Origin of the sequence: Pseudomonas sp. WAC2, from assembly GCF_030403525.1 — a bacterium.
In the GTDB taxonomy this organism is placed as follows: domain Bacteria; phylum Pseudomonadota; class Gammaproteobacteria; order Pseudomonadales; family Pseudomonadaceae; genus Chryseomonas; species Chryseomonas luteola.
Genome location: NZ_JAUEPD010000005.1, coordinates 212421 through 237158 on the forward strand (window position 1 = coordinate 212421; position 24738 = coordinate 237158).

20 protein-coding genes are annotated in these 24738 nt (G+C 56.5%); 10 read left to right on the forward strand and 10 right to left on the reverse strand.

Annotation, left to right across the window (positions count from 1 at the left end):
- From rbsK to QWJ10_RS12805, 6 genes are all read right to left on the reverse strand, one after another.
- Nucleotides 1-909, reverse strand: a complete 909-nt coding sequence (gene rbsK / locus QWJ10_RS12780) for a ribokinase (protein ID WP_026003976.1) — start codon at nucleotides 907-909, stop codon at nucleotides 1-3.
- Nucleotide 910: 1 nt separating this feature from the next.
- Complete coding sequence (locus QWJ10_RS12785) at nucleotides 911-1927, reverse strand: LacI family DNA-binding transcriptional regulator (protein WP_289926848.1); 1017 nt, start codon at nucleotides 1925-1927, stop codon at nucleotides 911-913.
- A 2-nt stretch (nucleotides 1928-1929) separates the two neighbouring features.
- Entirely contained in the window at nucleotides 1930-2913 is a 984-nt protein-coding gene (locus QWJ10_RS12790) for an ABC transporter permease (RefSeq protein WP_150346650.1), read from the reverse strand.
- Nucleotides 2910-4463, reverse strand: a complete 1554-nt coding sequence (locus QWJ10_RS12795) for a sugar ABC transporter ATP-binding protein (protein WP_289926852.1) — start codon at nucleotides 4461-4463, stop codon at nucleotides 2910-2912. The genes QWJ10_RS12790 and QWJ10_RS12795 overlap by 4 nt, the downstream gene beginning before the upstream one ends.
- A gap of 94 nt (nucleotides 4464-4557) precedes the next feature.
- A complete protein-coding gene (locus QWJ10_RS12800) occupies nucleotides 4558-5517 on the reverse strand; it encodes a sugar ABC transporter substrate-binding protein (RefSeq protein WP_019365991.1) in 960 nt (319 codons plus the stop codon).
- A 171-nt stretch (nucleotides 5518-5688) separates the two neighbouring features.
- Nucleotides 5689-7284 (reverse strand): carboxylesterase family protein, encoded by a 1596-nt coding sequence (locus tag QWJ10_RS12805; protein WP_289926855.1) that lies wholly within the window; start codon nucleotides 7282-7284, stop codon nucleotides 5689-5691.
- 405 nt (nucleotides 7285-7689) lie between these two features.
- Between QWJ10_RS12805 and QWJ10_RS12810 the strand changes: the two genes are divergently transcribed.
- From QWJ10_RS12810 to QWJ10_RS12845, 8 genes are all read left to right on the forward strand, one after another.
- Entirely contained in the window at nucleotides 7690-7932 is a 243-nt protein-coding gene (locus QWJ10_RS12810; RefSeq protein ID WP_125887509.1) for a hypothetical protein, read from the forward strand.
- A gap of 94 nt (nucleotides 7933-8026) precedes the next feature.
- Nucleotides 8027-9025 carry an aldo/keto reductase gene (locus QWJ10_RS12815; RefSeq protein ID WP_019365995.1) on the forward strand — a complete coding sequence of 333 codons (999 nt, stop codon included), beginning with the start codon at nucleotides 8027-8029 and terminating at the stop codon, nucleotides 9023-9025.
- Nucleotides 9026-9147: 122 nt separating this feature from the next.
- Nucleotides 9148-10533, forward strand: coding sequence for a VOC family protein (locus tag QWJ10_RS12820; protein ID WP_289926861.1), 1386 nt, complete (start codon nucleotides 9148-9150; stop codon nucleotides 10531-10533).
- A gap of 175 nt (nucleotides 10534-10708) precedes the next feature.
- Entirely contained in the window at nucleotides 10709-12340 is a 1632-nt protein-coding gene (locus QWJ10_RS12825) for a methyl-accepting chemotaxis protein (protein ID WP_289926863.1), read from the forward strand.
- 174 nt (nucleotides 12341-12514) lie between these two features.
- A complete protein-coding gene (locus QWJ10_RS12830; RefSeq protein ID WP_019365998.1) occupies nucleotides 12515-13153 on the forward strand; it encodes a 7-cyano-7-deazaguanine/7-aminomethyl-7-deazaguanine transporter in 639 nt (212 codons plus the stop codon).
- Between the two features lie 270 nt (nucleotides 13154-13423).
- Nucleotides 13424-15043 (forward strand): glucan biosynthesis protein D, encoded by a 1620-nt coding sequence (locus QWJ10_RS12835; protein WP_019365999.1) that lies wholly within the window; start codon nucleotides 13424-13426, stop codon nucleotides 15041-15043.
- 853 nt (nucleotides 15044-15896) lie between these two features.
- Complete coding sequence (locus QWJ10_RS12840) at nucleotides 15897-17456, forward strand: GGDEF domain-containing protein (RefSeq protein WP_289926866.1); 1560 nt, start codon at nucleotides 15897-15899, stop codon at nucleotides 17454-17456.
- 114 nt (nucleotides 17457-17570) lie between these two features.
- Nucleotides 17571-18074, forward strand: coding sequence for a GNAT family N-acetyltransferase (locus QWJ10_RS12845; protein ID WP_289926868.1), 504 nt, complete (start codon nucleotides 17571-17573; stop codon nucleotides 18072-18074).
- A 141-nt stretch (nucleotides 18075-18215) separates the two neighbouring features.
- Here QWJ10_RS12845 and QWJ10_RS12850 read toward each other — a convergent pair whose 3' ends face one another.
- On the reverse strand, nucleotides 18216-19124 hold the full coding sequence (locus tag QWJ10_RS12850; protein WP_289926869.1) for a LysR family transcriptional regulator: 909 nt from the start codon (nucleotides 19122-19124) through the stop codon (nucleotides 18216-18218).
- 132 nt (nucleotides 19125-19256) lie between these two features.
- Between QWJ10_RS12850 and QWJ10_RS12855 the strand changes: the two genes are divergently transcribed.
- Entirely contained in the window at nucleotides 19257-19994 is a 738-nt protein-coding gene (locus QWJ10_RS12855) for an SDR family oxidoreductase (protein ID WP_289926872.1), read from the forward strand.
- Between the two features lie 122 nt (nucleotides 19995-20116).
- Here the strand turns inward: QWJ10_RS12855 and QWJ10_RS12860 are convergent, their stop codons facing one another.
- Nucleotides 20117-21520 carry an FAD-linked oxidase C-terminal domain-containing protein gene (locus QWJ10_RS12860; protein ID WP_289926875.1) on the reverse strand — a complete coding sequence of 468 codons (1404 nt, stop codon included), beginning with the start codon at nucleotides 21518-21520 and terminating at the stop codon, nucleotides 20117-20119.
- 138 nt (nucleotides 21521-21658) lie between these two features.
- Between QWJ10_RS12860 and QWJ10_RS12865 the strand changes: the two genes are divergently transcribed.
- Entirely contained in the window at nucleotides 21659-22294 is a 636-nt protein-coding gene (locus QWJ10_RS12865; RefSeq protein ID WP_019366006.1) for a LysE family translocator, read from the forward strand.
- A gap of 46 nt (nucleotides 22295-22340) precedes the next feature.
- On the opposite strand, the gene QWJ10_RS12870 is transcribed toward QWJ10_RS12865, so the two are convergent.
- Together QWJ10_RS12870 and QWJ10_RS12875 are read right to left on the reverse strand one after the other, a co-directional pair.
- Entirely contained in the window at nucleotides 22341-23903 is a 1563-nt protein-coding gene (locus QWJ10_RS12870; protein WP_289926878.1) for a sensor histidine kinase, read from the reverse strand.
- A complete protein-coding gene (locus QWJ10_RS12875; RefSeq protein ID WP_289926879.1) occupies nucleotides 23860-24678 on the reverse strand; it encodes an alpha/beta hydrolase in 819 nt (272 codons plus the stop codon). The genes QWJ10_RS12870 and QWJ10_RS12875 overlap by 44 nt, the downstream gene beginning before the upstream one ends.
- Nucleotides 24679-24738 lie beyond the last annotated feature (60 nt).

Genomic DNA, 24738 nt, shown 5'->3' on the forward strand with positions numbered 1-24738 from the left:
TCAGATGTTCAATTCGCGGCGATAGGGAATGGAGGGTTGCGCTCCGGCACGGGTGACGGACAGCGCAGCCGCCTGCTGGCCCAAACGAACGGCCTCTTCCAATGGAAGACCTTCACCCAGGGCAGCAGCAAATCCGCCAACAAAGGTGTCTCCGGCCGCCGTGGTATCCACCGCCTGGACAACCTGCGCCGGGAAGTGCTGCTGCCGTTCGGTATCCTTATACAGCACGCCCTGTGAGCCCATCGTCAGCAGGATACGCTTGGCACCTGCGTCGAGCAGTTGTTGGGCAGCCTGGGCGGCTGTTTCCAGCGAGTTGACCTCAATACCGGTCAGAAGGCCGGCCTCGCTCTCGTTTGGAACCAGGTAATCCACATGACCATACCAATGAGCAGGCAGCGGGCCTACGGCTGGTGCTGGATTGAGAATGACCGTCTTTCCCAGTTCGCGAGCGCGGGTCAATGTCTTTTCGACCGTAGCGACCGACACTTCCAGCTGGGCGATGACCACATCGGCAGCCTGCAATGCGGCGTCGTGGCGGGTCAGGTGCTCGGGCGACAGCTCGCCATTGCTCCCTGCCACGATCACGATGCAATTCTGCCCATTGTCATCAACCAGAATGGAGGCGATACCGGTCGGTACACCCTCTACGGATTCGACCGTGGAGCACTCGATGCCTTCGGCTTCCAATCCACTGCGCAGCTGCTCGCCGTAGGCGTCACGGCCTACGCAGCCGATCATGGTGACCTGGGCACCCAAACGGGCACAGGCCACTGCCTGATTGGCACCCTTGCCACCAGGCGCCGTCACGAAGCTGCGGCCCGCCAGGGTCTCACCGCCTACCGGCACGCGTGGGGTCCGTACGACCAGGTCCATATTCAGACTCCCCACGATCACTATTTTTGCTTGCATCTTATGGACTCTCGTTCAATTCGATAGACGCAGTGGACTCGCGTACCACCAGGGTAGGCGCCACCACGGTATGTTCGGGTGTGGGCCGGTGCCGCTGCCCGAGCCGGGCCAGCAGCTGTCCGGCGGCGCGCTCGCCCAGTTGCAGGATGGACTGCCCCACCGTGGTCAATGCCGGATAAAGGTAGCGGCTCACGGCAATGTCGTCGAAACCTACGATGGAAAGCTCCTGCGGAACGCGCAGGCCGCGCTCGGCGGCGGCGCGCAGGATACCGATTCCGATCATATCGTTCCCGGCAAAAATGGCCGTGGGCGCATTCTTTTCCAACAAGTGTGTGGCAGCGGTATAACCGGCGGCGCTGGTAAACTCGGTATTGAGCAGCCACGCAGGCTGTATCGTCTGCCCGGCTTCCTTCATCGCACGGCAATAACCAGCCAGGCGTTCCTGGGCGACCAGCGTTTCGGCAGGCCCGCCCAGGCAGGCGATACGCCGATGACCCAATTCCAACAGGTGCCTCGTCGCCAGATAGCCGCCCTCTTCATGGTCGATCTGCACCAGATCGGCTTCCACGCCTTCCAGCGGGCGATCAACCAGCACCATCGGCACCTTGACTGCGGCCAGGGCTTGGGCGAACTCACCATCGCCGCCCACAGTGGCCACGATCAGGCCGTCGATACGACGTTCCAGCAGCACACGCAGGTAACGGCGCTGCTTGTCGTTATTGTCATCGGAGTTGCAGAGGATGACGCTGTAGCCGTTACGCTCGCAGTGATCCTCGATACCCCGCGCCAGCTCCGCAAAGTACGGGTTGCTGCCATTGGGCACGAGCAGCCCGATTGTGCTGGTGGCCTTGGCCTTGAGCGAGCGGGCCACGCCGCTGGGAACGTAACACAGCTGGTCGATGGCCGCCTCGACCTTGGTGCGTACTTCCGCGCTGACCGGGCGAGTACCATTGAGCACGTGCGATACGGTGGTATAGGAGATACCGGCCAGTGCCGCGACGTCCTTGATGGTCGCCATGGTTAGCCTCGGCGCTTGGCGCGATGGCTGCGGTAGGTGTCCAGCACCACGGCCACCACGATCACCGCACCGGTAATGATGCGTTTGGTCGGCTCGCTGGCGCCAATCTGTGCAAGCCCGGCGGCCAGCACGGAAATGATCAGCACGCCAAAGAACGTGCTGATGACCGAACCGCGTCCACCCATGAGGCTCGTTCCGCCGATCACTACCGCCGCGATGACCTGCAATTCAAGCCCGGCGCCGGCGTTGGGGTCAGCCGCTTCCAGACGGGATACCTGAAACAACGCGGCCAACCCTGCCAGCAGGCCCATCAGAGCAAAAACCAGGATTTTGTAGGGCTTGGGGTTGATACCCGCCAGGCGCACTGCTTCTTCGTTGGTGCCGATGGCGACGAGATAGCGGCCAAACACGCTGCGCGTCAGCAAGGCATGGGCAACGGCAATCACCAGCAGCGCGATGATAAAGGACGGCGAAATACCAAAGGCGAAAGGTGTAGACAGCCAGCCATAGGCATCACCGATATAAGCAGTCCGCGAATCGGTCAGCTGATAAGCCAGTCCCCGTGCCATTTCCAACACACCCAGGGAAACGATAAAGGATGGAATACGCCACGCCACGGTAACAGTGCCCGTTACGGTTCCTGCCAAGGCTGCGCAGACCATGCCCAAGGCCGCTGCTGGGAAAATGCCCCACCCCCAGTTGAGCGTAGCCACGCTAACGACCGAGGCCGCCAGTGCCAGCACCGAGCCTACGGACAAGTCGATCCCACCGATGATGAGGATCAGCGTCATGCCCACCGACAGCACCATCAGGTCCGGAATCTGGTTGGCCAGGGTGGTGAAGGTGTTATAGGACAGGAAATGGCTGCTCATGGCGGAGAACAGCACGATCATGGCCAGCAAGGCACCGGCCAGTCCCAGGTAGGTGCCCAGGCCGGACACACTGCTGCTGCGCTTGGGCGCGGCCGGAGTTACGGTAGTGTTCATACGGAGAGTTCCTGTATGGGAGAAACCGCTTCGCCCAGCATCGCTTCACGGCTGCTGTATCCGGCAAAGGCGGCGGCCAGGAGGCGATCCTGGCTCCAATCGTTACGGTCAAAGGTTTCCATGAGACGGCCGGCGGACAGCACGGCGATCCGGTCGCAGATCAACATCAGCTCACGCAGGTCACTGGACACGACAACGAGCCCCTTACCCTGCCGGGTCAGCTCGCCCAGCAAGCCGTAGATATCGAACTTGGCGCCGATGTCGATGCCGCGGGTAGGCTCATCGAACAACAGCACCTGACAATCACGCTCCAGCCAGCGGCCGATCACGACCTTCTGCTGATTACCGCCGGAAAGCTCACCCACCGGCTGATGAGGGCTGGAACTGCGAATGCGCATGGCCTTGATCTGCCGCTCTGCCAACGCAAGTTCGGACGCAGACTGAACCACGCCGCGCTTGGCAACGGCAGGCATATTGCCCAGCGCCAGATTCGCGCAGATGGAATGGGTGAGTAACAGCCCCTCCCCCTTGCGATCTTCGGTGATCAGGGCGATGCCATTGCGTACCGCCTCGGCTGGCGAGCTGATGTTGACTTCACGCAGCGGATTACCCACAAAAACACGCCCGCTGTCGGCGCGGTCAGCGCCGTAGATGAGCCGCAGCAATTCGGTACGACCCGCGCCGATCAAGCCGGAAATACCAAGAATCTCTCCAGCGCGAACCTCGAATGAGACATCGCAGACCTTGCTGGCACGGCTCAGCTTGTCCACTTTCAGTATCGGCGCGCCAATGTGGCGCTCGCCCAGGTCAATATGCTCACCCAGCTCACGTCCCACCATCAGCGCTACCAGCTGATCGGTGTTGTAACGGCTGATGGACTCGGCGGCGACCAACCGGCCATCGCGTAGAACCGCGATCCGCTGGGAGATGCGCTTGAGTTCTTCCAGGCGGTGGGAGATGTAGACGATGGCGACACCACGGGCCTGCAGGCGCTCGATCTGCTCGAACAACAGGTCGACTTCGCGCGCCGTCAGCATGGCGGTAGGCTCGTCGAGAATCAGGATGCGGCAGTCACCGATCAGATTACGGGCGATCTCGACCATCTGCTGGTGGCCGACCCCCAGGTCAGAGACCAGGGTATCCGGATCGATGGCATCCAGCCCGACCTGCGCCATGGCCAGCCGTGCCTGCTCGCGCAGCCTCCCGCGGGAAATCCATCCGCCCCGGCTGGGCAGGTTATCGAGAAACAGGTTTTCGGCAACGGTCAGGGTCGGCAGCAGGTTGAGCTCCTGCATGACCATGCGCACGCCCAGGCGCTCGGCCTCGGTGCGGCTACCGGGGGTGTAGGGCTGATCGAGAAAGGTCATCTGTCCGGTCGTGGGCGGAGTCAGCCCCGCGATGATCTTGGACAACGTACTCTTGCCGGCGCCGTTCTCACCTGTCAGCGCCAACACCTCGCCGGGATACAGCTCAAGGCTGACTTCTCCCAGAACGGGTTGCGCATAGGTCTTGCCGATGCCGGTAATGGAAAGGACTGGCCTGCCCGACATGACGGTCTCCTTTAAAACTCAGGTGCCCCGCAAGACTCCGGTGCAGAGCCGAACATGATCGACTCCGCGCCCAAGCCCGGCGGGTAAAGATGGATTACGGCTTGGTTACCAGCTCGACAGGCGTTTCGATCACGCCATCGACAGCGCCGGTGGACTCACCCTTGACCAGCTTGAGCGCAGCGTCGATACCAAAGACCGCCTGCTTGCTGGCGTACTGGTCAGCCGTAGCCAGAACGCGGCCGTCCTTGAGCATGGGCTTGATGGCATTGATGTTGTCATAACCTACCACCAGCACTTCGCCCTTCTTGCCCGCAGCGCGAACGGCAGAAACAGCGCCCAGGGCCATGCTGTCATTACCAGCCAGCAGCGCCTTCAGATTGGGATGTTCGTTCATCATGGCAGAGGCCACGGCGTTGCCCTTGTCGATCTCCCAGGAGCCGGACTGGACACCTACAATCTTCATGTTGGCCGCTTCCATAGCGTCCTTGAAGCCAGCGGTGCGCTGCTGGGCATTGAAGGTAGTGGAAACGCCCTCGATGATGCCAACTTCGTCACCGGCCTTGAGCTGCTTGGCCAGGTACTCACCTACCAGACGGGCACCCTTGCGGTTATCCGGGCCTACGAAGGGCACATCAAGCTGCTTGCTCTTGAGTACGTCCTGATCCAGACGGTTGTCGATGTTTACGACCTTGATGCCTGCATCCATGGCTTTCTTGATGACGGGCACCAACGCCTTGGAATCTGCCGGTGCGATGACGATGGCATCGACCTGGGACACGATCATCTGCTCAACAATACGAATCTGACTGGACGTATCGGTTTCGTCCTTGATGCCGTTGGAGATCAGATCGAACTGGTCAGAATGCTCTTTCTGATACCCCTTGGCACCGTCTTCCATGGTGCGGAAGAACTCGTTGGCGAGAGACTTCATCACCAGCGCGACCTTGGGTTTATCCGCATCCTGAGCATAAGCCGCGGACAAGGGCAGAAAAGCGGAAGTGGTGGAAAACAGAACAGCAGCAGCGAGAAGCCGCATAGGGCGGGATGCGTTCATGGTGCACTCCATTGTTGTCTTTGTTATGGCGCAAACGTTTGCGTGGCAAAACTATGAGAAGAATTGGCAGGATTGTCAATCTGCGAAGTGTGATGGCGGACGGGTTGCCAGAGAGAGAAAAACAGGGAAAACAGGCATGTCGAGCCGGCAAGGACCGGCTCGACGAATAGCTTACGGTTTGGCGTGCTGAGTTTTCTCGATCAGGTCGAGGCGCTCTTTCCAGGGGTCCTCTTTAAGAACCAGACCTTTATCGGCCGTGAAATCCATAACCAGATTGCCCTCACGGTTGAACGGTAGCCAGCGCGCCACATGTGTACCGTTGGGATTACCCGTCTTGATGAAGTTGACAAAGATGGCGTGAGCATCGCTGGCCATGTCCTGATCCTTGTCCGTTACCTTGTCGCCATATCGCGCTTCCAGCGTTTTGAAGAAATAGGGAATTTCGCTGGCATGCTGCGCCCCTTTGGTCTCACTGCGCAGCGAATCGGCGACGTAGGAGAAGCGATAAAGAAATGCCTGGCGATCATGCTGGGAGATCTTGCTGGCAACGAAACGAGCCGGCTCGGTCATCATCCGGTCCATAGCAACTGCGGCCCCTACCGCCAGCACATCGCCTGTATTTTCCGGGTCGTATAACTGACGGGCCCGCTCTGCTTCACGCCCAAACGGTGCGAACAGCTCTTCCATTGTCTTGGCCGTATTAAAGCCAAGATCGGCGCTGGTCGAACCGATCAGCATGGGCACCTTGTTTTCCTGACCGGCGCTGTAGACCTGTTCCGGTGTACCCACCACGACCCGCCCGTCGAGTACCGGTCCGCCCACGTAAGTAGAGGCATTGCTGCCCATGGTCATCATGTTCAGGTCGCCCAGCACACGGCTGGCCGGCAATTCACGCAGCGCCTTCAATGCCTCGGGACCAGTGCCTTCAACACCAACACTGCGGGCGAAATTCTTGCCGATGGTCTCGGCGGAGGGATTCCCGGGCAAGTCACGGCTGATCTCATGCAGCTCACCCATCAAGGAACGTCCGCCCCCTGACATGACGATGGCACGGTCAAACAGCCCCCGCGTCAGTGGCGTGGTGGTGATATTGAGCACCGAGCCGCCGCCAGCAGACTCACCCATGACGGTAACGTTGCTTGGGTCACCGCCGAACTGACGGATGTTGCGCTTCACCCATTGCAGCGCAGCGATCTGATCCATGTAGCCATAGTTGCCCAGCGGACCTTCTTTTGCAGCCGTCAGCGCGGGATGTGCGAAAAAGCCGAAGCGGCCGATCCGGTAGTTGAAACTGACAAAGACCACGCCATCGCGGGCAAAAGCGCTGCCGTCATAGACTAACGGCGAAGCACCGCCATTGACGTAGCCACCGCCATAGATCCAGACGACAACCGGCAGTGTGGCCTTGCGGTTTGCCGTCTCCTGCGCCGGACGCCAGACGTTGAGGTACAGGCAGTCCTCGGAGGGCTCTACGCCCAAGGGAGCTGCATCGCTGGCCATCGGTTTTTGCATGCAGTCTGCGCCATAGGCAGTCGCCTCACGCACTCCGCGCCAGGGCTTCACACGCTGAGGCGCACGCCACCGGTTCTCACCCACCGGCGGGGCCGCAAAGGGAATGCCTTTGAAGGAGATGACATCGCCCGACTGGCTGCCTTTCAAGCGGCCACTGTCGATGCCTACCTCAGTCAACGCGCCGGGTTGAGCGAAGGCACCCAGAGGCGCCATGAGCAGCCCCAGGGTTATCAGTTTCTTTAGGGATGGAGTCATTGTTTTTCCTTTTGGCAGATCAACGGCGCCAGCCGCCTGCAGAGTATCGGGACGCCTGCGGCGTGTGACTTGCAGGCCGCTGTTGTGGTTCCACCACCAGACCTTCCGCCAGCGCGTCTGACACGCAGCCCGAACCTGTTTTTCCACACGAATCCATACCGCGACGGCGACCTTTTGTCTGCGAACGCGGTTGCATTGAGGATCAAAACACCCTTTGCACTGTCACAGCGGGAGTTGATGGCAATAGAGCATCATCTCGCCCTCGACTACGGATCGGCGCGCGTCTAAAAGCGTAGCCGAGACCAGACGCGGTATCGACTCGCCATACTTTCCTAGACTCATGCGGGAAAGCCCTTGGTAATGGAATGCCGCAGTTTGATGACTGCCGATAAAAGGACACCACCCATGAGCATCGCCTCGATCATCGCCCTGATTCTTATCGTCGTTGTAGGAATTCCCTCCTTCAAGATCATCAGAGAAACGCTAGGCCGCGCGCGCCTGCTGGAAGATCAGCTGGTGGCCATCAGTACGCAACTCAGAGACGTCGAATTCAAGCTGGAAGAGCTGGATGACAAAGTGGCCGCTACACCGACCGTACGTTCTTCAGAGCGTGCGGCACGAGTCGAGGAAGAAGCCGCTCATCACTGAGTGAGCGATTAGCCAAGTTAATGCTGCGCTCCCAGGGCGTAGATGCTGCCAGGGACCGGTCTATGGTGAACGTCTTCTTTTAGGAGCTTTCGCCATGCTTACACGCACGCTCGGCAAGACCGGCCCCCAGGTATCAGCGCTCGGACTAGGATGTATGGGCATGTCAGACCTGTATGGTCCGGCAGACCGTACAGAAAGTATTGCCACGATCCACGCGGCGCTGGAAGCGGGCGTCAACCTGCTCGACACCGGTGATTTCTACGGCATGGGCCATAACGAGCTGTTGATTGCCGAAGCGCTCAGGGATCGCCGGGAGGCAGTAACGATCAGCGTAAAGTTCGGTGCCCTGCGAGGGCCAGACGGGGCTTGGATGGGTTACGACGGCCGCCCCAAGGCTATCCGGAATTTCCTGGCGTACACGCTCAAACGCCTAAATACGGATCATGTGGATATTTACCGTATTGCCCGCCTCGATCCAGACGTTCCTATCGAAGATACCGTGGGCGCCATCGCCGAAATGGTCAAGGCAGGCTATGTGCGCCATGTCGGTCTCTCCGAAGTCGGGGCCGATACGATCCGCCGGGCCGCGGCCGTTACCCCTATCGCTGATCTGCAAATCGAATACTCACTGATTTCACGCGGAATCGAAGCGGACATCCTGCCTACCTGCCGTGAACTTGGCATCGGGATCACGGCCTATGGCGTGCTCTCACGTGGCCTTATCAGTGGCCACTGGTCAAAAGACCGCGCAGGTGAGCAGGACTTTCGCGCCATCAGCCCGCGTTTTCAGGGTAGCAATCTGGACGCCAACCTCAAGCTGGCCGACACGCTCAAAGTCATTGCTCAAGAGAAAGGGGTTACCGCGGCACAGATGGCAATCGCCTGGGTGCTGGCGCGCGGTGAAGATATTGTCCCGCTGGTAGGCGCACGTACCCGTGAACGTTTGCATGAGTCGCTGGGTGCACTGGATATCATGCTAGCCGCCGAGGAGCTGACCAGAATCGAGCAGGCCATTCCCGCCAACGCCGCGGCAGGAGAACGCTATCCCGCCGCTCAATTGGCTCACATGGACAGTGAGAAGCGGCACGACTGAGCGGTTTGTCTGATTCCCTTTATGAATGAACGGGTGAATTTTTGTCATTTGTAAGGCAGGAAAGCGGCCAGCAGAATGGACTGATACCTCCATAATCCGGCCCATCTAAGGAGCGGTTTGCCATGACGACGCAGGCTTTTGTCGATCCCGATGAGATTCGCGCCCGGTTCTCCCGAGCCATGTCCGATATGTACAAGGCCGAAGTGCCCTTGTATGGGACATTGCTGGAGCTGGTGAGCGATATCAATCAGCGTACGCTGGCAAACAATCCGACCTTGGCAGAGCAGCTGCGCCAGACGGGTGAAATCGAGCGGCTGGACCAGGAGCGCCATGGGGCTATCCGCGTAGGTACGGCGCAGGAGCTGGCTACGCTGCGGCGCCTGTTCGCAGTCATGGGCATGTATCCGGTGGGTTATTACGATCTTTCCGAAGCAGGCGTGCCGGTGCACTCCACCGCGTTTCGGGCCGTCCACGAGACTTCGCTGCAAAAAAGCCCCTTTCGCGTTTTTACCTCTCTGCTCCGTCTGGAGCTGATCGAGGACGAAGCACTCAAACAGAAAGCCGCAGCGATTCTGGCGCAGCGCATCATCTTTACGTCACGTGTGCTGGAGCTAATCGCCCGCTGCGAGACCGAAGGCGGGCTGAGCGCAAGCGACGCCGATGCCTTCGTGCGTGAAGCCCTGGAAACCTTCCGTTGGCACGGCGAGGCCACAGTCAGCGCCGAGGTGTATCAGCAGCTGCACGACCAGCATCGTCTGATTGCCGATATCGTGGCGTTCAAGGGGCCGCACATCAATCACCTGACGCCCCGAACTCTGGATATCGATGCCATCCAGCAAGGCATGCCGTCACGAGGGATTACGCCCAAGGCTGTCATCGAAGGACCGCCGCCCCGCCGCTGCCCTGTTCTGCTTCGCCAGACGAGCTTCAAGGCATTGCAGGAAAAGGTGACCTTCATCGATGAACAGGGCAATGCCGTTACCGGCAGTCACACAGCCCGCTTTGGCGAGATCGAGCAGCGTGGTGTTGCATTGACGCCCAAGGGCCGCGCACTGTACGACAAGCTCCTGACCATTGCCCGCACCCAGGCTCCCAGCGAGAGCAACGCACAGGCTTACATGCAGGCGCTGACTGACATATTCGCCGAGCTGCCGGACAGCTATGAGGCTTTGAGAAAACAGGGGCTGGCCTATTTTCGTTACTTCGTCACCGACAAGGACGATGCGGTTACCCAGGATGGGGCAGGAGATCTGGATGCCCTGATCCAGGCAGGCTATATCCACTATGAACCGCTGGTATATGAGGACTTTCTGCCGGTCAGCGCGGCCGGTATTTTCCAGTCCAACCTGGGCGATCAGGCTCAGACGCAGTATACCAAGGCGTCCAGTAAGGACCGTTTCGAGCAGGCACTGGGCGCGTCGGTACTGGACGAGCTGGCCCTGTATGCTGATACCCAGGCGCGCTCGCTCAAGCGCTGTGAAGAGCAGCTGGGAATCCTCCTTTCATAAGGCCCGCAAAGCTCAAAGCGCTCCTCTTACCAACGGAGCACTTTAGATAGCCGCGCTAGAGCGGCCGTCGTCTTATCGCTATCCGCAGGGTGCGTCCAGCCTAAAGATATTTCTTTTTTTTACCGATACAGAGCAGGTGAAACCTTTACTGCCTTCTCCTATCGGAGCGCGTCCCATGTTGTCCAATTTAAGTATTGCCAAAAAGCTTGGTGCAGGCTTTGGGCTTATCATCGCGATCATCTGCATCCTGGTGTATGTAGCCCGCCACGGCTTTACCGAGGTCGATAATTCGGTCAAGTGGAACATCCATACTTATCAGACCATTGATGGGGCTAACAACCTGTTGATCAGTCTGACCAACATCGAAACGGGTATGCGTGGATTTGCCCTCAGCGGTCAGGACGACTTTCTGGAACCTTACAACGCTGGGAAAACAGCGTTCGAGCAAACCTGGACGAAGCTTAAAAAGCTGACGTCGGATAACCCGACCCAGCAAAGCCGTCTGGATGAACTCAAGGCCACGCAAATGAAGTGGCTGAGCGAAGACATCGAGCGTTCCATCCAGCTACGCCGCGCAGTCGTACAAGGTGCCTCCTCCATGGACGACATGGTGCAACGCATCATCGACCGTCAGGACAAGGCAAAGATGGACAAGATGCGCAAGATCATCGCTGACTTCAGCAACGATGAGTCCAAGCTGCTGGGTGTGCGTAATGAAGCCATGCAGTCTGCCGAGCAGAATGCTATCTGGACGCTTATCGGTGGTGGAATTCTGGCTGCCGTAGCGGCCCTGATCATTGCTTTCAGCCTCTCCGCATCCATCAAGCGCCGTCTGAATGATGCCATTCAGGTTGCCCAGGCCATTGCCGCTGGCCGCCTGGACACTCAGATCAGTAGCACTGGGGAAGACGAAATTGGCAGCTTGCTCAAGGCCTTCAGCGCCATGCAGCAGCGCCTGCGAGAAATGATTTCCGAGATCAAGGGTGGTGCCGAGCAGCTTCTGACAGCCGCTCACGATATCTCCAACACTTCGGAACATCTGGCTGTAGCTGCACGGGATCAATCGAGCTCGGCATCCTCCATGGCTGCTACCGTGGAAGAACTTACTGTCAGCATCAGCCACGTTTCCACCAGCGCGAACGAGGCCCACGGCATCTCTACTGATTCCGGCAAGCGCTCCATCGAAGGTGGCAATGTCATCAAGCAAACCCTGGACAGCATGACGCAGATCGCCGGTACTGTGCAGAACTCGGCCAAACAGATTTCCGAGCTGGGCCGCCATGCCGATCAGATCACCTCTATCGTGAACGTGATCAGCGAGATTGCCGAGCAGACCAATCTGTTGGCCCTGAACGCAGCCATCGAGGCCGCCCGCGCGGGTGACCAGGGTCGCGGCTTTGCAGTGGTTGCAGACGAAGTTCGCCTGCTGGCGCAGCGCACCGGCAAGTCCACCCAGGAAATCGCCGACATGATCAAGAAGATCCAGGCGAGCACTCAGGATGCAGTCAGCAGCATGAACGTGGGCGTGACTCAGGTGAACCAGGGTGTGGAACTGGCTCACTCGGCCAGCCAGGCTATCGACGAGATTCGCAGTGGCTCAGATCGCATCATTTCCGTGGTCGACCAGATCTCCATGGCGCTGCGTGAACAGTCTGCTGCCAGCCAGGATGTAGCCCGCAACGTGGAACGCATCGCGCAGATGGCGGAGACCAACAGCCATTCTATTGAAGGCGCCTCGCGCAATGCGTCGAGCATTCAGCATCTGGCTCAATCGCTGGACAAACAGGTCGCGCAGTTCCGCCTGTAAGCGCTGTGTACCGAAAAGCCTACCGCCTGGTGGGCTTTTTCCTGGGTGCGTCAATAACGCCCGATGAATTTCGCTACGTTTTAGCCGGCACTGTGCTTAGAATGCGCGCCCTGCTCACAAGAGCAGATCGACTTCATGGGTTCCCTCACCCCATTCCATTAAAAAGGATGCATCATGCAACTGACCTCTTCCGTCAGGCGCTCGGCATTGGCCGGCCTGATTGGCTTTCATATCCTGATCATCATCGCGAGTAACTACCTCGTCCAGCTGCCGCTCAACCTGTTTGGCTGGCATACAACCTGGGGCGCGTTCAGCTTTCCGTTCATCTTCCTGGCCACTGACTTGACGGTGCGGATTCTCGGCAAAGGCCCGGCGCGCCAGGTCATTGCCCGGGTCATGGTGCCGGCGCTGGTTGTTTCGTACATTCTTTCCGTGCTGTTCCAGGAGGGTGCGTTCCGCGGTCTGGACGCCCTGGCGCAATTCAATACCTTTGTACTGCGTATCTCATTGGCGAGCTTTTTTGCCTATGTGCTGGGCCAGCTGGTAGATATCCATGTCTTTGATCGTCTGCGTCAGCTGCAGCAATGGTGGATAGCACCTACCGCCTCGACGATACTGGGCAACCTGCTTGATACCTTCGCCTTTTTCTCCATTGCCTTCTGGCACAGCGACAACCCTTTCATGGCCGAGCATTGGGTCGAGATTGCCTGGGTTGACTATACCGTCAAGCTCAGCGTCAGCCTGCTCCTGTTCCTGCCGCTCTACGGGGTGCTGCTGAGCGCCATCGAGCGCATGCTGCTGCGCCGCACCTGACAGGATTCGTGTCGGACTATGTCTCATCTGCCCCAGCGGGACAGATGAGACACCCCTTGGAAACACCCTGAAAAGGCATTTCAGACCCAAATCGACAGCTTTGTGCGGTGTTTTACAGTTTCCGAAACAGAATCGAACTGTTCTCCTTCGCAAACATCTCTTACCCTCAGCCGCTGCGTTGAGGATTATTCGAGACAGGTCTTTGTTATCGGACAGAGCCGGCCCCGTTGCCACAGCGCTTGACGACACCTTAGTCACATAGGTTCATGTATGCACCGCAGAGATCTTCTGAAAGCTTCACTGGCCTTTGCCGCGTATACCGGTCTTCCTTCGACGACCGTATTCGCCGCTCAATCCCTGTCTGGCGCCTCCAGCCAGGATGTAGAACCGTTCGAGTTCGATCTGCTGAAAAATCAGGCCAAGCAGATGGCAGCCAGTGCCTATGTGGATACGTCCCAGCAGTTGCCGCCCACGCTGGCAAAAATGACGCCACAGCAGTTCAACGCCATTCAGTACGATGCCAACGAGTCGCTCTGGCATGACCTGAAAGGCCAGCTAGATGTTCAGTTCTTCCATGTTGGCATGGGCTTCAAACAGCCGGTCCGCATGTACAGCGTTGATCCCAAGAAAAAGCAGGCCACGGAAATTCATTTCCGGCCTCAGATGTTCAAGTACGAGAACAGCGGCGTCGATAAGTCACAACTCAAGGGCGACCTGGGCTTCGCCGGCTTCAAGGTATTCAAGTCACCTGAGCTGACGCAGCACGATATCGTCTCGTTCCTGGGGGCAAGCTATTTCCGTGCGGTAGACGACACCAAGCAGTACGGCCTGTCAGCCCGTGGCCTTGCCATTAATAACTTCTCGGATACGGTGGAGGAATTCCCGAACTTCACTAAATTCTGGTTCGAGACGCCCGAGCCGCACAGCACGCGCTTTGTAGTCTATGCCCTGCTCGACTCGCCCAGCGCGACCGGTGCATATCGCTTCGACATCGACTGCCGCGCCACGCAGGTGGTAATGGCAATCGACGCTAATATCTATGCGCGCAAGGAAATCAAGCAGTTGGGTATTGCGCCGATGACGAGCATGTTCAGCTGCGGCACCCATGAGCGCCGCATGTGCGACACCATCCACCCGCAGATCCACGACTCCGACCGCCTCTACATGTGGCGCGGTAATGGCGAGTGGGTGTGCCGTCCGCTGAATAACCCCGCCAAGCTTCAGTTCAATGCGTTCGAAGACAAAAACCCCAAGGGTTTTGGTCTCGTGCAGAGCGACCATGAGTTTTCCAGCTATCAAGATACGGTGGACTGGTACAGCCGCCGCCCAAGCCTGTGGGTCGAGCCCACTACGGAATGGGGTGAAGGCAGCATTGATCTACTGGAAATCCCGACAACCGGCGAAACGCTCGATAACATCGTGGCCTGCTGGAATCCCAAGGTGCCTATCACGGCGGGCAAAGAGCTGCGCTATGGCTACAAGCTCTACTGGAGCGCGCTGCCGCCGGTTAGAACACCGCTGGCACAGGTCCATGCGACGCGCTCCGGCATGGGCGGCTTCGTAGAGGGGTGGGCGCCGGGTGAGCACTATCCGGAAGTCTGGGCCCGCCGCTTTGCGGTGGACTTCGTGGGCGGTGGCCTGGATACCCTCCCCCAAGGCACCGGAATCGAGCCCGTCGTCAAGGTCTCGAGCGGTGAGCTGAAAGACTTCCACGTCCTCTGGATACCGGACATCAAAGGATATCGTGTGATCTTTGACTGGTATCCGACCAGCGATAGCGTCGACCCGGTAGACATGCGTCTGTTCATCCGCACCAACGACCGAACGCTCAGCGAAACATGGCTGTATCAGTACTTCCCGCCAGCGCCTGAGAAGCGTCGCTATACCTGATTCACCACAGTATCCGTTTGAAGAAAGCGGCTTTTGCAGCCGCTTTTCTATTAGCTATTGGATCCTGACTATCCGTATACGACTCATATGCGCCAGAGTGCTTTCGCCATCCAAGCTATCTATGCTCTGTGATATTGGACTCGTCCATTTTGAAGAGTTGTCACTTAACGTTGAAGAAATACGTCACCTTATTGAAACGACACTTACACAACATCTTGCCTTGCTGCAGAGCAGAGTCATGAAGTTGTTGATTACGCCTATGCCATCCAGCAGCGCAGCCGGTCAACATATCGTTATTCAGTAGACACAACTATCTATATCGAAAAGCATTAACGTGCAAGGTTTCGAATGAGCGTTTTCTGAAACGCTGTTGCCCTTACCGAAAACGCAAACGTTCATGCTCCCCATGCGAGTATCGCCTTGCGCAACCTGAGCAACGCAAAGCGACATAAAGCAAAGAGGCTGACCTACATTAGGGTTTACTTGAGGTGAGCTTTAAGCGTGAGCACTAGCGTGGCATAGGCTACTGATGGTATGTACTAGATCAAACCAGCTCCCGAAGAATCCACTTGATTTGCCTATATAACCTGCCGTCTTAGCCACAACCTCTTCTAGTTTTATTATAAAAACGCTTAGTCTTGTAACAAATCCTTATATAACTCCAAGAGCTGACCTTTTAGCTTCTTTTCTATATCCCATAGGCATGAAGAGACCATTCATCGCTTTCCAAAAACGAACTAATCATATTTAGCTAGAGATTGAACTATGATGTCGTTTTGATATCAAAGCTTAATTAACTCGATTAAGCTTTGATAATGGACTCTGGCGAGAGCCTTATTTCCCAGGACGGAATGTGAATAAGCACCTTAAAAAATCGGTACGTAAACGCCCCGCCGCTCTTACGCTTACCGTTTTACTCATTATTGCCGCCTCACTGGTACTTATCGCCATCAATGGACTGCAGATATGGGATACGCGTCAGGATGAGTTTAAGGAAGGCCAGATTGATACGGTCAATTTGGCTCGCTCTTTAGCTCAGCATGCAGAGCATACCTTTGGAGAGGCCGATACACTCTTGATCGGACTTGTAGAGCGACTTGAGAGCACTGGAAACCAGTCTAGAGAAGTCGAAGCGCTTCAGCCTTTGCTCAACTCTTATTTGAATCACCTGGATCAGCTGCAGACCATTACAATTACTAATGAATACGGCCAGCCGATAATTGCCACCAACCCTTTCTCGTTAAAAGCTAACGTAGCTGATCGCGCATATTTTCAGTTTCATCAGCATGACACACAAAAGAGCGCCCATATAGATTCTGCCATACGCAGCCGCTCCTATGGCACGTGGGTTATCACCATTTCGCGTCGCTATAATCATTCAGATGGGACATTTGCAGGAATCGTTTTAGCCAGCATAACAATGGCTTACTTTCAGTCATTTTACGATAGCTTTGATATTAAAGAAGGCGGTTCCGCTGGGCTTTTATTAGATGATGGCACTTTGTTGGCGCGGAGACCTTACAAAGAATCCTTAATTGGCATTAACTTACTTAATAAAATAGATTTAAAGAACTCAATTAAGAGCATTAACTCTGGTACGCTTCAAAAAGCTTCCCCCTTGGATAATGTAAACCGGATCTATGCGTATAGGCATGTTAATGATTATCCGCTCATAGCCTTTGCTGCCTTATCTGAAAAGGCTGTTCTGGCAGAATGGACAGCCAATACCCGCCGCTACGCCATAGGAACAGGCGCAGCCATTATTATGTTGAGCTGTCTCGGCTTTCTGTTGTATCGACAGATTCAGGCAGTTGTAAAAACTGAACAACAACTTCGGAAAACACAACATGCCCTTCAGAATGCCAATGCAGAACTTGCCGAAATTGCGCACTCCGATAGTCTAACGGGACTTGGAAATCGACGTTATTTTGATGCTTCATTAGAAGAAGAGCTTAAACGAGCCCTCCGCAGCGTAAGCCCGTTGTCACTCATTCTTATCGATATCGATTATTTCAAACGGTACAACGATACCTATGGCCACCTTGCAGGAGATGAATGCTTGCAAAAGGTTAGCCATGCACTGAAGCAGTGCCTTCAACGACCTGCCGATACTGCTTTTCGCTACGGCGGCGAGGAGCTAGCAGTCTTACTGCCAGGGACCGATACTAAAGGTGCATTGTTAGTGGCTGAAAAGATCCAGCAGACAACTCGAACACTTGAAATCGCCCATACAGGGAGCCCAACGGCCCATATAACCATTAGTATTGGCGTTCATGGCTTTATCCCGACTCAAGAAGAGCATGGGCCAGGCTACCTTATTCAAGCAGCCGATAAGGCACTTTACTTGGCGAAGGCAAACGGCAGAAATCGAGTATGTACATATGATGAAGCATCACCAAGTGGGTCTAGCTGAGCACTTGAGCGACTGTGTTGCTGCCTGTTGCAAGTCTGAGGTTAAAAATACATGGAGTACTTTATTGCCCTCGTTGTTAGCATTGCAGTAATCAACTGATTAACTGACAAAATTATGCTCATTAAGCGTCTCCCTCCAGACAATGCATCAGCTTATAGAGCGCTAATGCTTGAAGCCTACGATGCTCACCCGGAAGCGTTTACCTCCAGCATGAACGAACGGGCTGCACTTCCCTTATCCTGGTGGGAATCGCGTCTTATAAAAGATGCTGTATTTGGTGCATTCGAAAACATTTCTCTGATTGGCGCTATAGGGATGGCACTAAATACCCAGGAAAAGGTTCGCCATGTTGCCAAGCTGTTCGGCATGTATGTTCAGCCGCATCACCGTAGCAAGGGTGCCGGATTCGAATTAATCCAGACGGCTTTAAACCATGCAAAAGGTAACGAAGGTATCCAAGCTGTTCAACTTACCGTTTCAGAGGGTAACGATACCGCGCAGGCCCTGTATGAAAGGTGTGGTTTTAGAGTCTTTGGTACAGAACCTATGGCCATAGCAGTGAACGGCCGTTTTATATCGAAAATACATATGTGGCAGGCATTCGAGGCTGATCTTTGACGCTGTACGCTTGCAATCAGGATTCTTCAAATTAATTGAATGTCTTATCAAACTCAGGTATTTCCTGTATCAACTCAAGTCCAAGATCAATCTTTTTCCAAGGCTGGCATTCAATGCAAGCCATTAGATGACATCCATCCCTCAGGCCGTTTGGCCAAAGCGTTGGTTATACAGATCGGTCAGCCACTCTACAAAAACTCTCACTCGAGGCGATAGCTGCCTGTGCTGGGGATAGAGCAATGAAACCGGCAGGCCCGGCGTAGCAAACTCTTGTAGAACCGCCTTCAGCCGCCCCGCTTTCAGGTATTTTTCTACTCGAAAGCGAGGCACCTGAATCAAACCGCAGCCGCTCAGGGCAGCGCGGGTATAGCATTCGGCATCGTTGACCGAGATCCAACCGCCAAGATCGTACTCGATAACCCGCCCCTCAACCTGGAAGGTGAAGGGGTAACGAATATCGTGGCTGCTGGCGAAGAAGCCGACGACCTGATGCCGGGTCAACTCATCTGGATGCTTTGGCACACCATAGCGGGCAAAGTAGCCCGGGCTTGCACAGACCACCTCGGGCATGAGCGCTAGCCTTTTTGCAACCAGCGTTGAGTCCCTAGGGTGCCCTGCCCGTACCACACAATCGATTCCTTCACGCACCAGATCCACCAACCGATCACCGCTGCTGATGGATAACTCAATGTCTGGATAACGCTGCCGGAATTCGGCGATTCGAGGAAGGATGATTCGTGTGGCATGACTGCCGTGCAGATCGACGCGAAGCAAGCCGCGTGGATTAGCCGCAATGGTGCTGAGGGAAGACTCGGCCTCTTCCAGATCCGCCAGAATGCGGGAGCACCGTTCGTAGTAGGCCTGACCATCGAGTGTTGTGCGGACTTGTCGGGTTGTACGCTCCAGCAGGCGCGTCCCCAGCCGCCTCTCCAGCTCCTTGACTGCATGAGTCGCTGTGGCCCGGGGAATGCCTAGGGCATTGGCCGCCTGCGTGAAGCTGCCCAACTCGACGATACGGGTAAACAGCCGCAGCGACTCGAATCTATCCATGACTTCAGCCCATTGTTGGTGCCTGTTGAACGGTCTTACCAAGTTCTGTGCATTTATCCAATGCCAATGAATTGCAAAAAATGACAGCCATGAAAGGGCTGGACGTTCCGGCCCTGCCTTTAGGAGTCGGACATGTCGCATTCATCCCGTACAGCCATTGTTACCGGCGGTTCCCGTGGTATCGGACATGCCATTGCCAAACGTCTCGCCCAGGCAGGCTTTTCCGTTGCCATTCAATACGCCCACAGCCGAGGCCCTGCGGAGGCTTTGGTGGCTGAAATAGAATCACTGGGAGGTAATGCCCTCGCGGTCAGAGGCGACGTTGCCACTCTGGAAAATGTGCAGACCCTGTTCAAGGCGGCCAAGGAAGCCTACGGACGGATCGATATAGTCGTGAACAGCGCCGGTATCATGACCAATACTCCTGTTTCGGCAGGTGACCTGGAGGCGTTTGACCGGATGATAGCCATCAACCTGCGCGGCACGTTTCTGGTGTTGAGCCAGGCGGCGCAGCAAGTGGAGCGTGGCGGCCGGATCATTGCGCTATCCAGCAGCGTGATCGCCAAATCGCTGCCCACGTACGGCCCCTATATCGCCACAAAGGCTGGCGTTGAAGGTCTGGTCCGAGTATTGGCTAATGAATTGCGCGGTCAGGACATCACCGTTAATGCCGTTGCGCCCGGCCCGGTGGCAACCGAGCTCTTTCTCAATGACAAAAGTGAGGAGCAGATCCGGCAGATCGAACAGGCTACACCGCTTGAGCGCCTCGGTACGCCTGAGGACATCGCCGAGGTGGTGGCGTTTCTGGCAAGCCCTCCAGGCAGCTGGATCAACGCGCAAGTCATCCGCGCCAATGGCGGGTTCGCCTGACCCTGTTCTGTCCCAGAAAGTACACCCTGCGTCTTTCATGGGGGTATACGAAAATCCGATCTATAAAGACGTATGTAAAGCTGGCCCGCTGTTATTTCCAGGCGGGCCTGCTTGCCGAGGCGTCAGACATCGGCGTCCGGGAGCACCTTCCCTGGGTTGAGAATTCCCTGGGGGTCCAGCGCCATTTTAAGGGTGCGCATGGTGTTCACTGCGGCGCCATGCTCAAGCGTCATGAACTTGATCTTGCCCGACCCTACGCCATGCTCGCCCGTGGCGGTCCCGTCCAGGGCGATGGCGCGGCGCACCAGCCGTTCATTGAGCGCTTCGGCCTCCTCCAGTTCAGCCTCACTGGACGGATCGACCACCAGCCCCAGGTGAAAATTACCATCCCCCACATGTCCAACCATCGCGATAAAGAACGAGGCGGCCAGCACGTCTTTTTCAGTTTCCGTAATACAGGGCGTCAGCTGCGAGATAGGCACGCACACGTCGGTACTCCATACCCGTCCATTCGGCCGCATGGCCTGCATGGCGTAGTGCACATTATGACGGGCCTTCCAGAGCGCGTTACGCGCGTCGGCATCGGCCGCAGCGACAAAGCTCAGCGCCCCGTTGCTCTCGGTGATTGATTGGGTCAGCTCTACCTGTTCGGCAACGCCTGCCGGTGAGCCGTGAAATTCGAAGAACAAGGTGGGCCGCTCATCCAGCGTCATCTTTGAATAGCGGTTCACAGCCATGATGGTCCGCGCATCCAGCAGCTCGACCCGGGCGACAGGAATACCGTACTGGATGATCGTCACCACCGAGGTTACAGCGCTCTCTACATCGGGAAAGGTACACACCGCAGCGGACGTGGTTTCCGGAATGCCATAGAGCCTCAAGGTCACTTCGGTGATGATCCCCAGCGTACCTTCCGAGCCCACAAACAGTCGCGTCAGGTCATAACCCGCCGAGGACTTGCGGGCACGGTTGGCCGTCTTGATGATCTGGCCATCGGCCAACACCACGGTCAGCGACAGGACATTCTCCCGCATGGTCCCGTAGCGTACGGCATTGGTCCCGGAAGCACGCGTTGCCGCCATGCCGCCCAGGGTGCTTTCTCCGCCCGGATCGATGGGAAAGAACAGTCCCGTGGCCCGCAGTTCGGTATTGAGCTGCTGGCGCGTCACTCCGGCTTCAACCGTGGCATCCAGATCGCCCGGGCGAACCGCCAGGATGCGCTGCATGCGACTAAGGTCTATACAGATGCCACCCTTGAGCGCACAGACATGCCCTTCCAGCGAGGTGCCGCCCCCAAAGGGAACGATGGGAACGCCGTAGTGGGCGCAGACCTTGACGATGCGGGAGACTTCTTCGGTGCTATGTGCATAGCAGACGGCATCGGGCATCCGGGTCGCATGGTAGGACTCGCCATGACCATGCTGCTCACGCTCCGCGAGACTGGTTACGATCCGCTCACCGAGAAACGCCTGGATGTCCTCGATGACGGCAGATAATGGAGAGAGAAAGGGTTGTTGCGCATTCATGGGCCTTTCACCTTGTTCTTGTTGTATGTAGCGAGTGCTCTAAGCTTAGCCCTTTCCTGCTGGCTTATTATTCAATCCATTGAACGTTTTCCGATGATATATAGATAGCCTAGAAACAATGTCTTGAACGGAGTCGTCATGCCTGAACTTTCACACCTGCTCGCCTTTGCGGCCATCACCCTGGGCATGGCGCTGACACCCGGACCAAACATGGTCTATCTGATTTCCCGCTCCATCTGCCAGGGCCGAACGGCTGGCATGATTTCCCTTGGCGGCGTGGCCCTGGGCTTTGCGTTCTATATGGTTTGTGCAGCCCTTGGAATCACTGCTCTGCTGATGGCGGTGCCCTTCGCCTACGATGCACTGCGGATAGGCGGTGCGCTGTATCTGCTATATCTAGCCTGGCAGGCCGTGAAACCCGGCGGACGGTCTCCGTTTCAGGTCAGGGACCTACCCAAGGACAGTCCACGCAAACTCTTCGCCATGGGCTTTGTGACCAACCTGCTCAATCCCAAGATTGCCGTAATCTACCTGTCGTTGCTGCCGCAGTTCATTTCCCCTGCACAGGGCAGCGTGTTGACCCAGTCCCTGCTCCTGGGAGCGACGCAGATTCTGATCAGCGTAACCGTGAACGGATTGATCGCCTTTACGGCAGGCTCTATTGCAGCGTTTCTGGCAGGCCGCCCCTTATGGCTGACTGTTCAGCGGTGGCTGATGGGAACTGTACTGGCAGGGTTGGCCGTGCGAATGGTTAGTGAAAGCCGGCCAGCATAAATCCAAAACTGATCGAGGCGTGTTCTAACGGCAGGCTTCGGTCAGGCTAGGCATGCTCCATGGTTCTCCGCGGAAAGGTCGCGATAAAGGTTGTGCCTTCCCCAGCCGACGAGCGAACACGAATATCACCCTCATGGGCTCTTACAATTTCACGCACGATGAACAAGCCGAGCCCTACGCTGCGTGCCTTACTGTTACCACTGCCACCGCGGGTCATGGGCTCAAACAATCTAGGCAATACATCGTCTGGAATAGGTACGCCATGGTTATGAACCGAGACCCAGAAGGTATCGTCCTCAATACCGGATGCTACAGTCACCGTACGGTCTGGAGCGCCATAGGCCATGGCATTGGAGACCAAGTTCCCAATGACCTGAGCAATGCGATCAGCATCCCCCATACACATGCCTTCCCCAAATGCTCCATGTTCCAGAGCTCGTCCGGGAAATGCGAGGGTCAGCTCGGTAACGTTGGCCGATACCAGTTTATGCAGTTGGATAGGTTCGAGGGACAATGTGATGCCTTCTCCCACCCGCGCCACAGTAAAGTCCAGCAGGTCGGCAATCAGCCGCTGCGCACGGTCCGTAGAGTGCGTGAGATGCCCCAACACCTGAGTTTGGGCAGGCGTGACTTCGCCTCGCTCTAACAGATGAATTCCCATCCTGATAGCTGATAGCGGGTTACGCAGGTCATGACTGACAATACCTACCATCTGCTCGGCAAATAACGCGCGATCTTCCGCCTCTGCCCGCTGCTGGCTCAGCTCGGTAATATCCTGCAGGATGCCTACAAACTGATGCAGGGAGCCATCCTCCTTGAATAACCCTCGCCCCGAAGAGCTCACCGTCCGCTGGACCCCATCCACACCATTAAGCCGATACACACAGCGATAGGTTTCACCATAGACGTTTAGCGCCTGTGAGAAGGCCAGCTGCTCCCGCTCACGGTCTTCAGGCTCGATGAATGAGGCATACTGCTCTTCGGTGATGGTCTGGGGCGTCTCGAACCCCAGCAGGCTGGCAACTCCCTCTTCATAACGGCGTTCAGTGGTTTCGGGATTAACATCCCAGACCAGCAATTGACCGGACTCGAGCGCCAGCCGAAGTTTTGCCTGAGCCACTTCAAGAGCCTGCTGCGCCTCAAGCTGCTTGATCAGTAATTCTTCGGCTCGCCGCCGCGCCAGGATATGCTCACGCTCGTATTTATGCCGATCTTCAGCCACGAAAATGGCCAGCTCATGAAAAACACCAGTGGCATACTCACGGCGTACGGCATTGAGAATGATCGGGATCGTATGTCCTGCCTGATGAACCAGATCAAGTTTGACCTCAGCCACAGAGCCCTGAATTTGCAGCAAAGGCGCCCAATGGGTCTGGTGAAAAATACGTCCCCCCATGGTCAGCAGGTCCTGTATCCGGCGCAGACCAACTAATTCGGAGGCGCAATAGCCCATCCACCGGCAAAAAGTCTTGTTGACGCGGCGAATGATCCCGTCCCGACTGGTAACCAAAAGCCCACAGGCAGCTTCTTCAAAGAGCGCCTCAGCATCCGGCAAGCCGATATTGTCAGGCGCCACTGGCGTCACGGCAACGCGTGCCGAGGAAAGCATTCATAGCGTCGATACTCGCATCCGGTTCACTCAGGTGAGGGCAATGCCCTACGTTATCAATGATCTGCAGTACGCTGTTCGGTAGCGTCCGATGCATATATTCACCCACCTGAATCGGTGCGATCAGATCATCGCTGCACTGAAGAATCAGCGTGTCGGTCTTAAGTTTTACAAGGTCAGCCCGGTTATCCGAGGTAAACGTAACACGGGCAAACTGTTTGGCAATCTCTGGATCGGTACGGCAGAAACTATTAGTTAATTCGTCGCTCAGTTCCGGCTGGCCTGGGGCACCCATGATGACGGGGGCCATGGTGCTTGACCATCCCAGGTAGTTGCTTTCCAGGGTTTCCAACAATGACTCAATGTCACTGCGGGTAAATCCGCCGAAATAATCACCATCATTGATGTAACAGGGTGATGGGCCAATCATGATATGGGCAGCAAAACGGCCTGGCGCAGCAATATCGGCCAGCATACCAATCATTGAGCTGACTGAATGGCCAACAAAAATCACAGGCCCTTCGGCAAATTGGTCGATGAGTTCGATTACGTCTTCGGCATAGCCCTTCAAAGAGTTGTACTTTACCCGGTCATAGGCGGAGAGGTCTGATGAGCCACTTCCAACAAGGTCGTACAACACCGTCCGATATTGCTTGGCAAACACCGGAGCAAGAAAGCGCCACATGTTTTGATCACAGCCAAAACCATGGGAAAACACCATGGTAGCTGGTCCATTACCGGTGACGTGAACGTTGTTACGCATTTGAACATTCATGTCTACAGTTCCCAAAAGGTAGCGGCGGCGCGGGATTGTTTCACAAGCGCAACCCTACGT

Bases quoted from the DNA above. Each gene is read 5' to 3' on its own strand.
- rbsK (WP_026003976.1), bottom strand. From the start codon at position 909: ATGCAAGCAAAAATAGTGATCGTGGGGAGTCTGAATATGGACCTGGTC.
- QWJ10_RS12785 (WP_289926848.1), bottom strand. From the start codon at position 1,927: ATGGCGACCATCAAGGACGTCGCGGCACTGGCCGGTATCTCCTATACC.
- QWJ10_RS12790 (WP_150346650.1), bottom strand. From the start codon at position 2,913: ATGAACACTACCGTAACTCCGGCCGCGCCCAAGCGCAGCAGCAGTGTG.
- QWJ10_RS12795 (WP_289926852.1), bottom strand. From the start codon at position 4,463: ATGTCGGGCAGGCCAGTCCTTTCCATTACCGGCATCGGCAAGACCTAT.
- QWJ10_RS12800 (WP_019365991.1), bottom strand. From the start codon at position 5,517: ATGAACGCATCCCGCCCTATGCGGCTTCTCGCTGCTGCTGTTCTGTTT.
- QWJ10_RS12805 (WP_289926855.1), bottom strand. From the start codon at position 7,284: ATGACTCCATCCCTAAAGAAACTGATAACCCTGGGGCTGCTCATGGCG.
- QWJ10_RS12810 (WP_125887509.1), top strand. From the start codon at position 7,690: ATGAGCATCGCCTCGATCATCGCCCTGATTCTTATCGTCGTTGTAGGA.
- QWJ10_RS12815 (WP_019365995.1), top strand. From the start codon at position 8,027: ATGCTTACACGCACGCTCGGCAAGACCGGCCCCCAGGTATCAGCGCTC.
- QWJ10_RS12820 (WP_289926861.1), top strand. From the start codon at position 9,148: ATGACGACGCAGGCTTTTGTCGATCCCGATGAGATTCGCGCCCGGTTC.
- QWJ10_RS12825 (WP_289926863.1), top strand. From the start codon at position 10,709: ATGTTGTCCAATTTAAGTATTGCCAAAAAGCTTGGTGCAGGCTTTGGG.
- QWJ10_RS12830 (WP_019365998.1), top strand. From the start codon at position 12,515: ATGCAACTGACCTCTTCCGTCAGGCGCTCGGCATTGGCCGGCCTGATT.
- QWJ10_RS12835 (WP_019365999.1), top strand. From the start codon at position 13,424: ATGCACCGCAGAGATCTTCTGAAAGCTTCACTGGCCTTTGCCGCGTAT.
- QWJ10_RS12845 (WP_289926868.1), top strand. From the start codon at position 17,571: ATGCTCATTAAGCGTCTCCCTCCAGACAATGCATCAGCTTATAGAGCG.
- QWJ10_RS12850 (WP_289926869.1), bottom strand. From the start codon at position 19,124: ATGGATAGATTCGAGTCGCTGCGGCTGTTTACCCGTATCGTCGAGTTG.
- QWJ10_RS12855 (WP_289926872.1), top strand. From the start codon at position 19,257: ATGTCGCATTCATCCCGTACAGCCATTGTTACCGGCGGTTCCCGTGGT.
- QWJ10_RS12860 (WP_289926875.1), bottom strand. From the start codon at position 21,520: ATGAATGCGCAACAACCCTTTCTCTCTCCATTATCTGCCGTCATCGAG.
- QWJ10_RS12865 (WP_019366006.1), top strand. From the start codon at position 21,659: ATGCCTGAACTTTCACACCTGCTCGCCTTTGCGGCCATCACCCTGGGC.
- QWJ10_RS12870 (WP_289926878.1), bottom strand. From the start codon at position 23,903: ATGCTTTCCTCGGCACGCGTTGCCGTGACGCCAGTGGCGCCTGACAAT.
- QWJ10_RS12875 (WP_289926879.1), bottom strand. From the start codon at position 24,678: ATGAATGTTCAAATGCGTAACAACGTTCACGTCACCGGTAATGGACCA.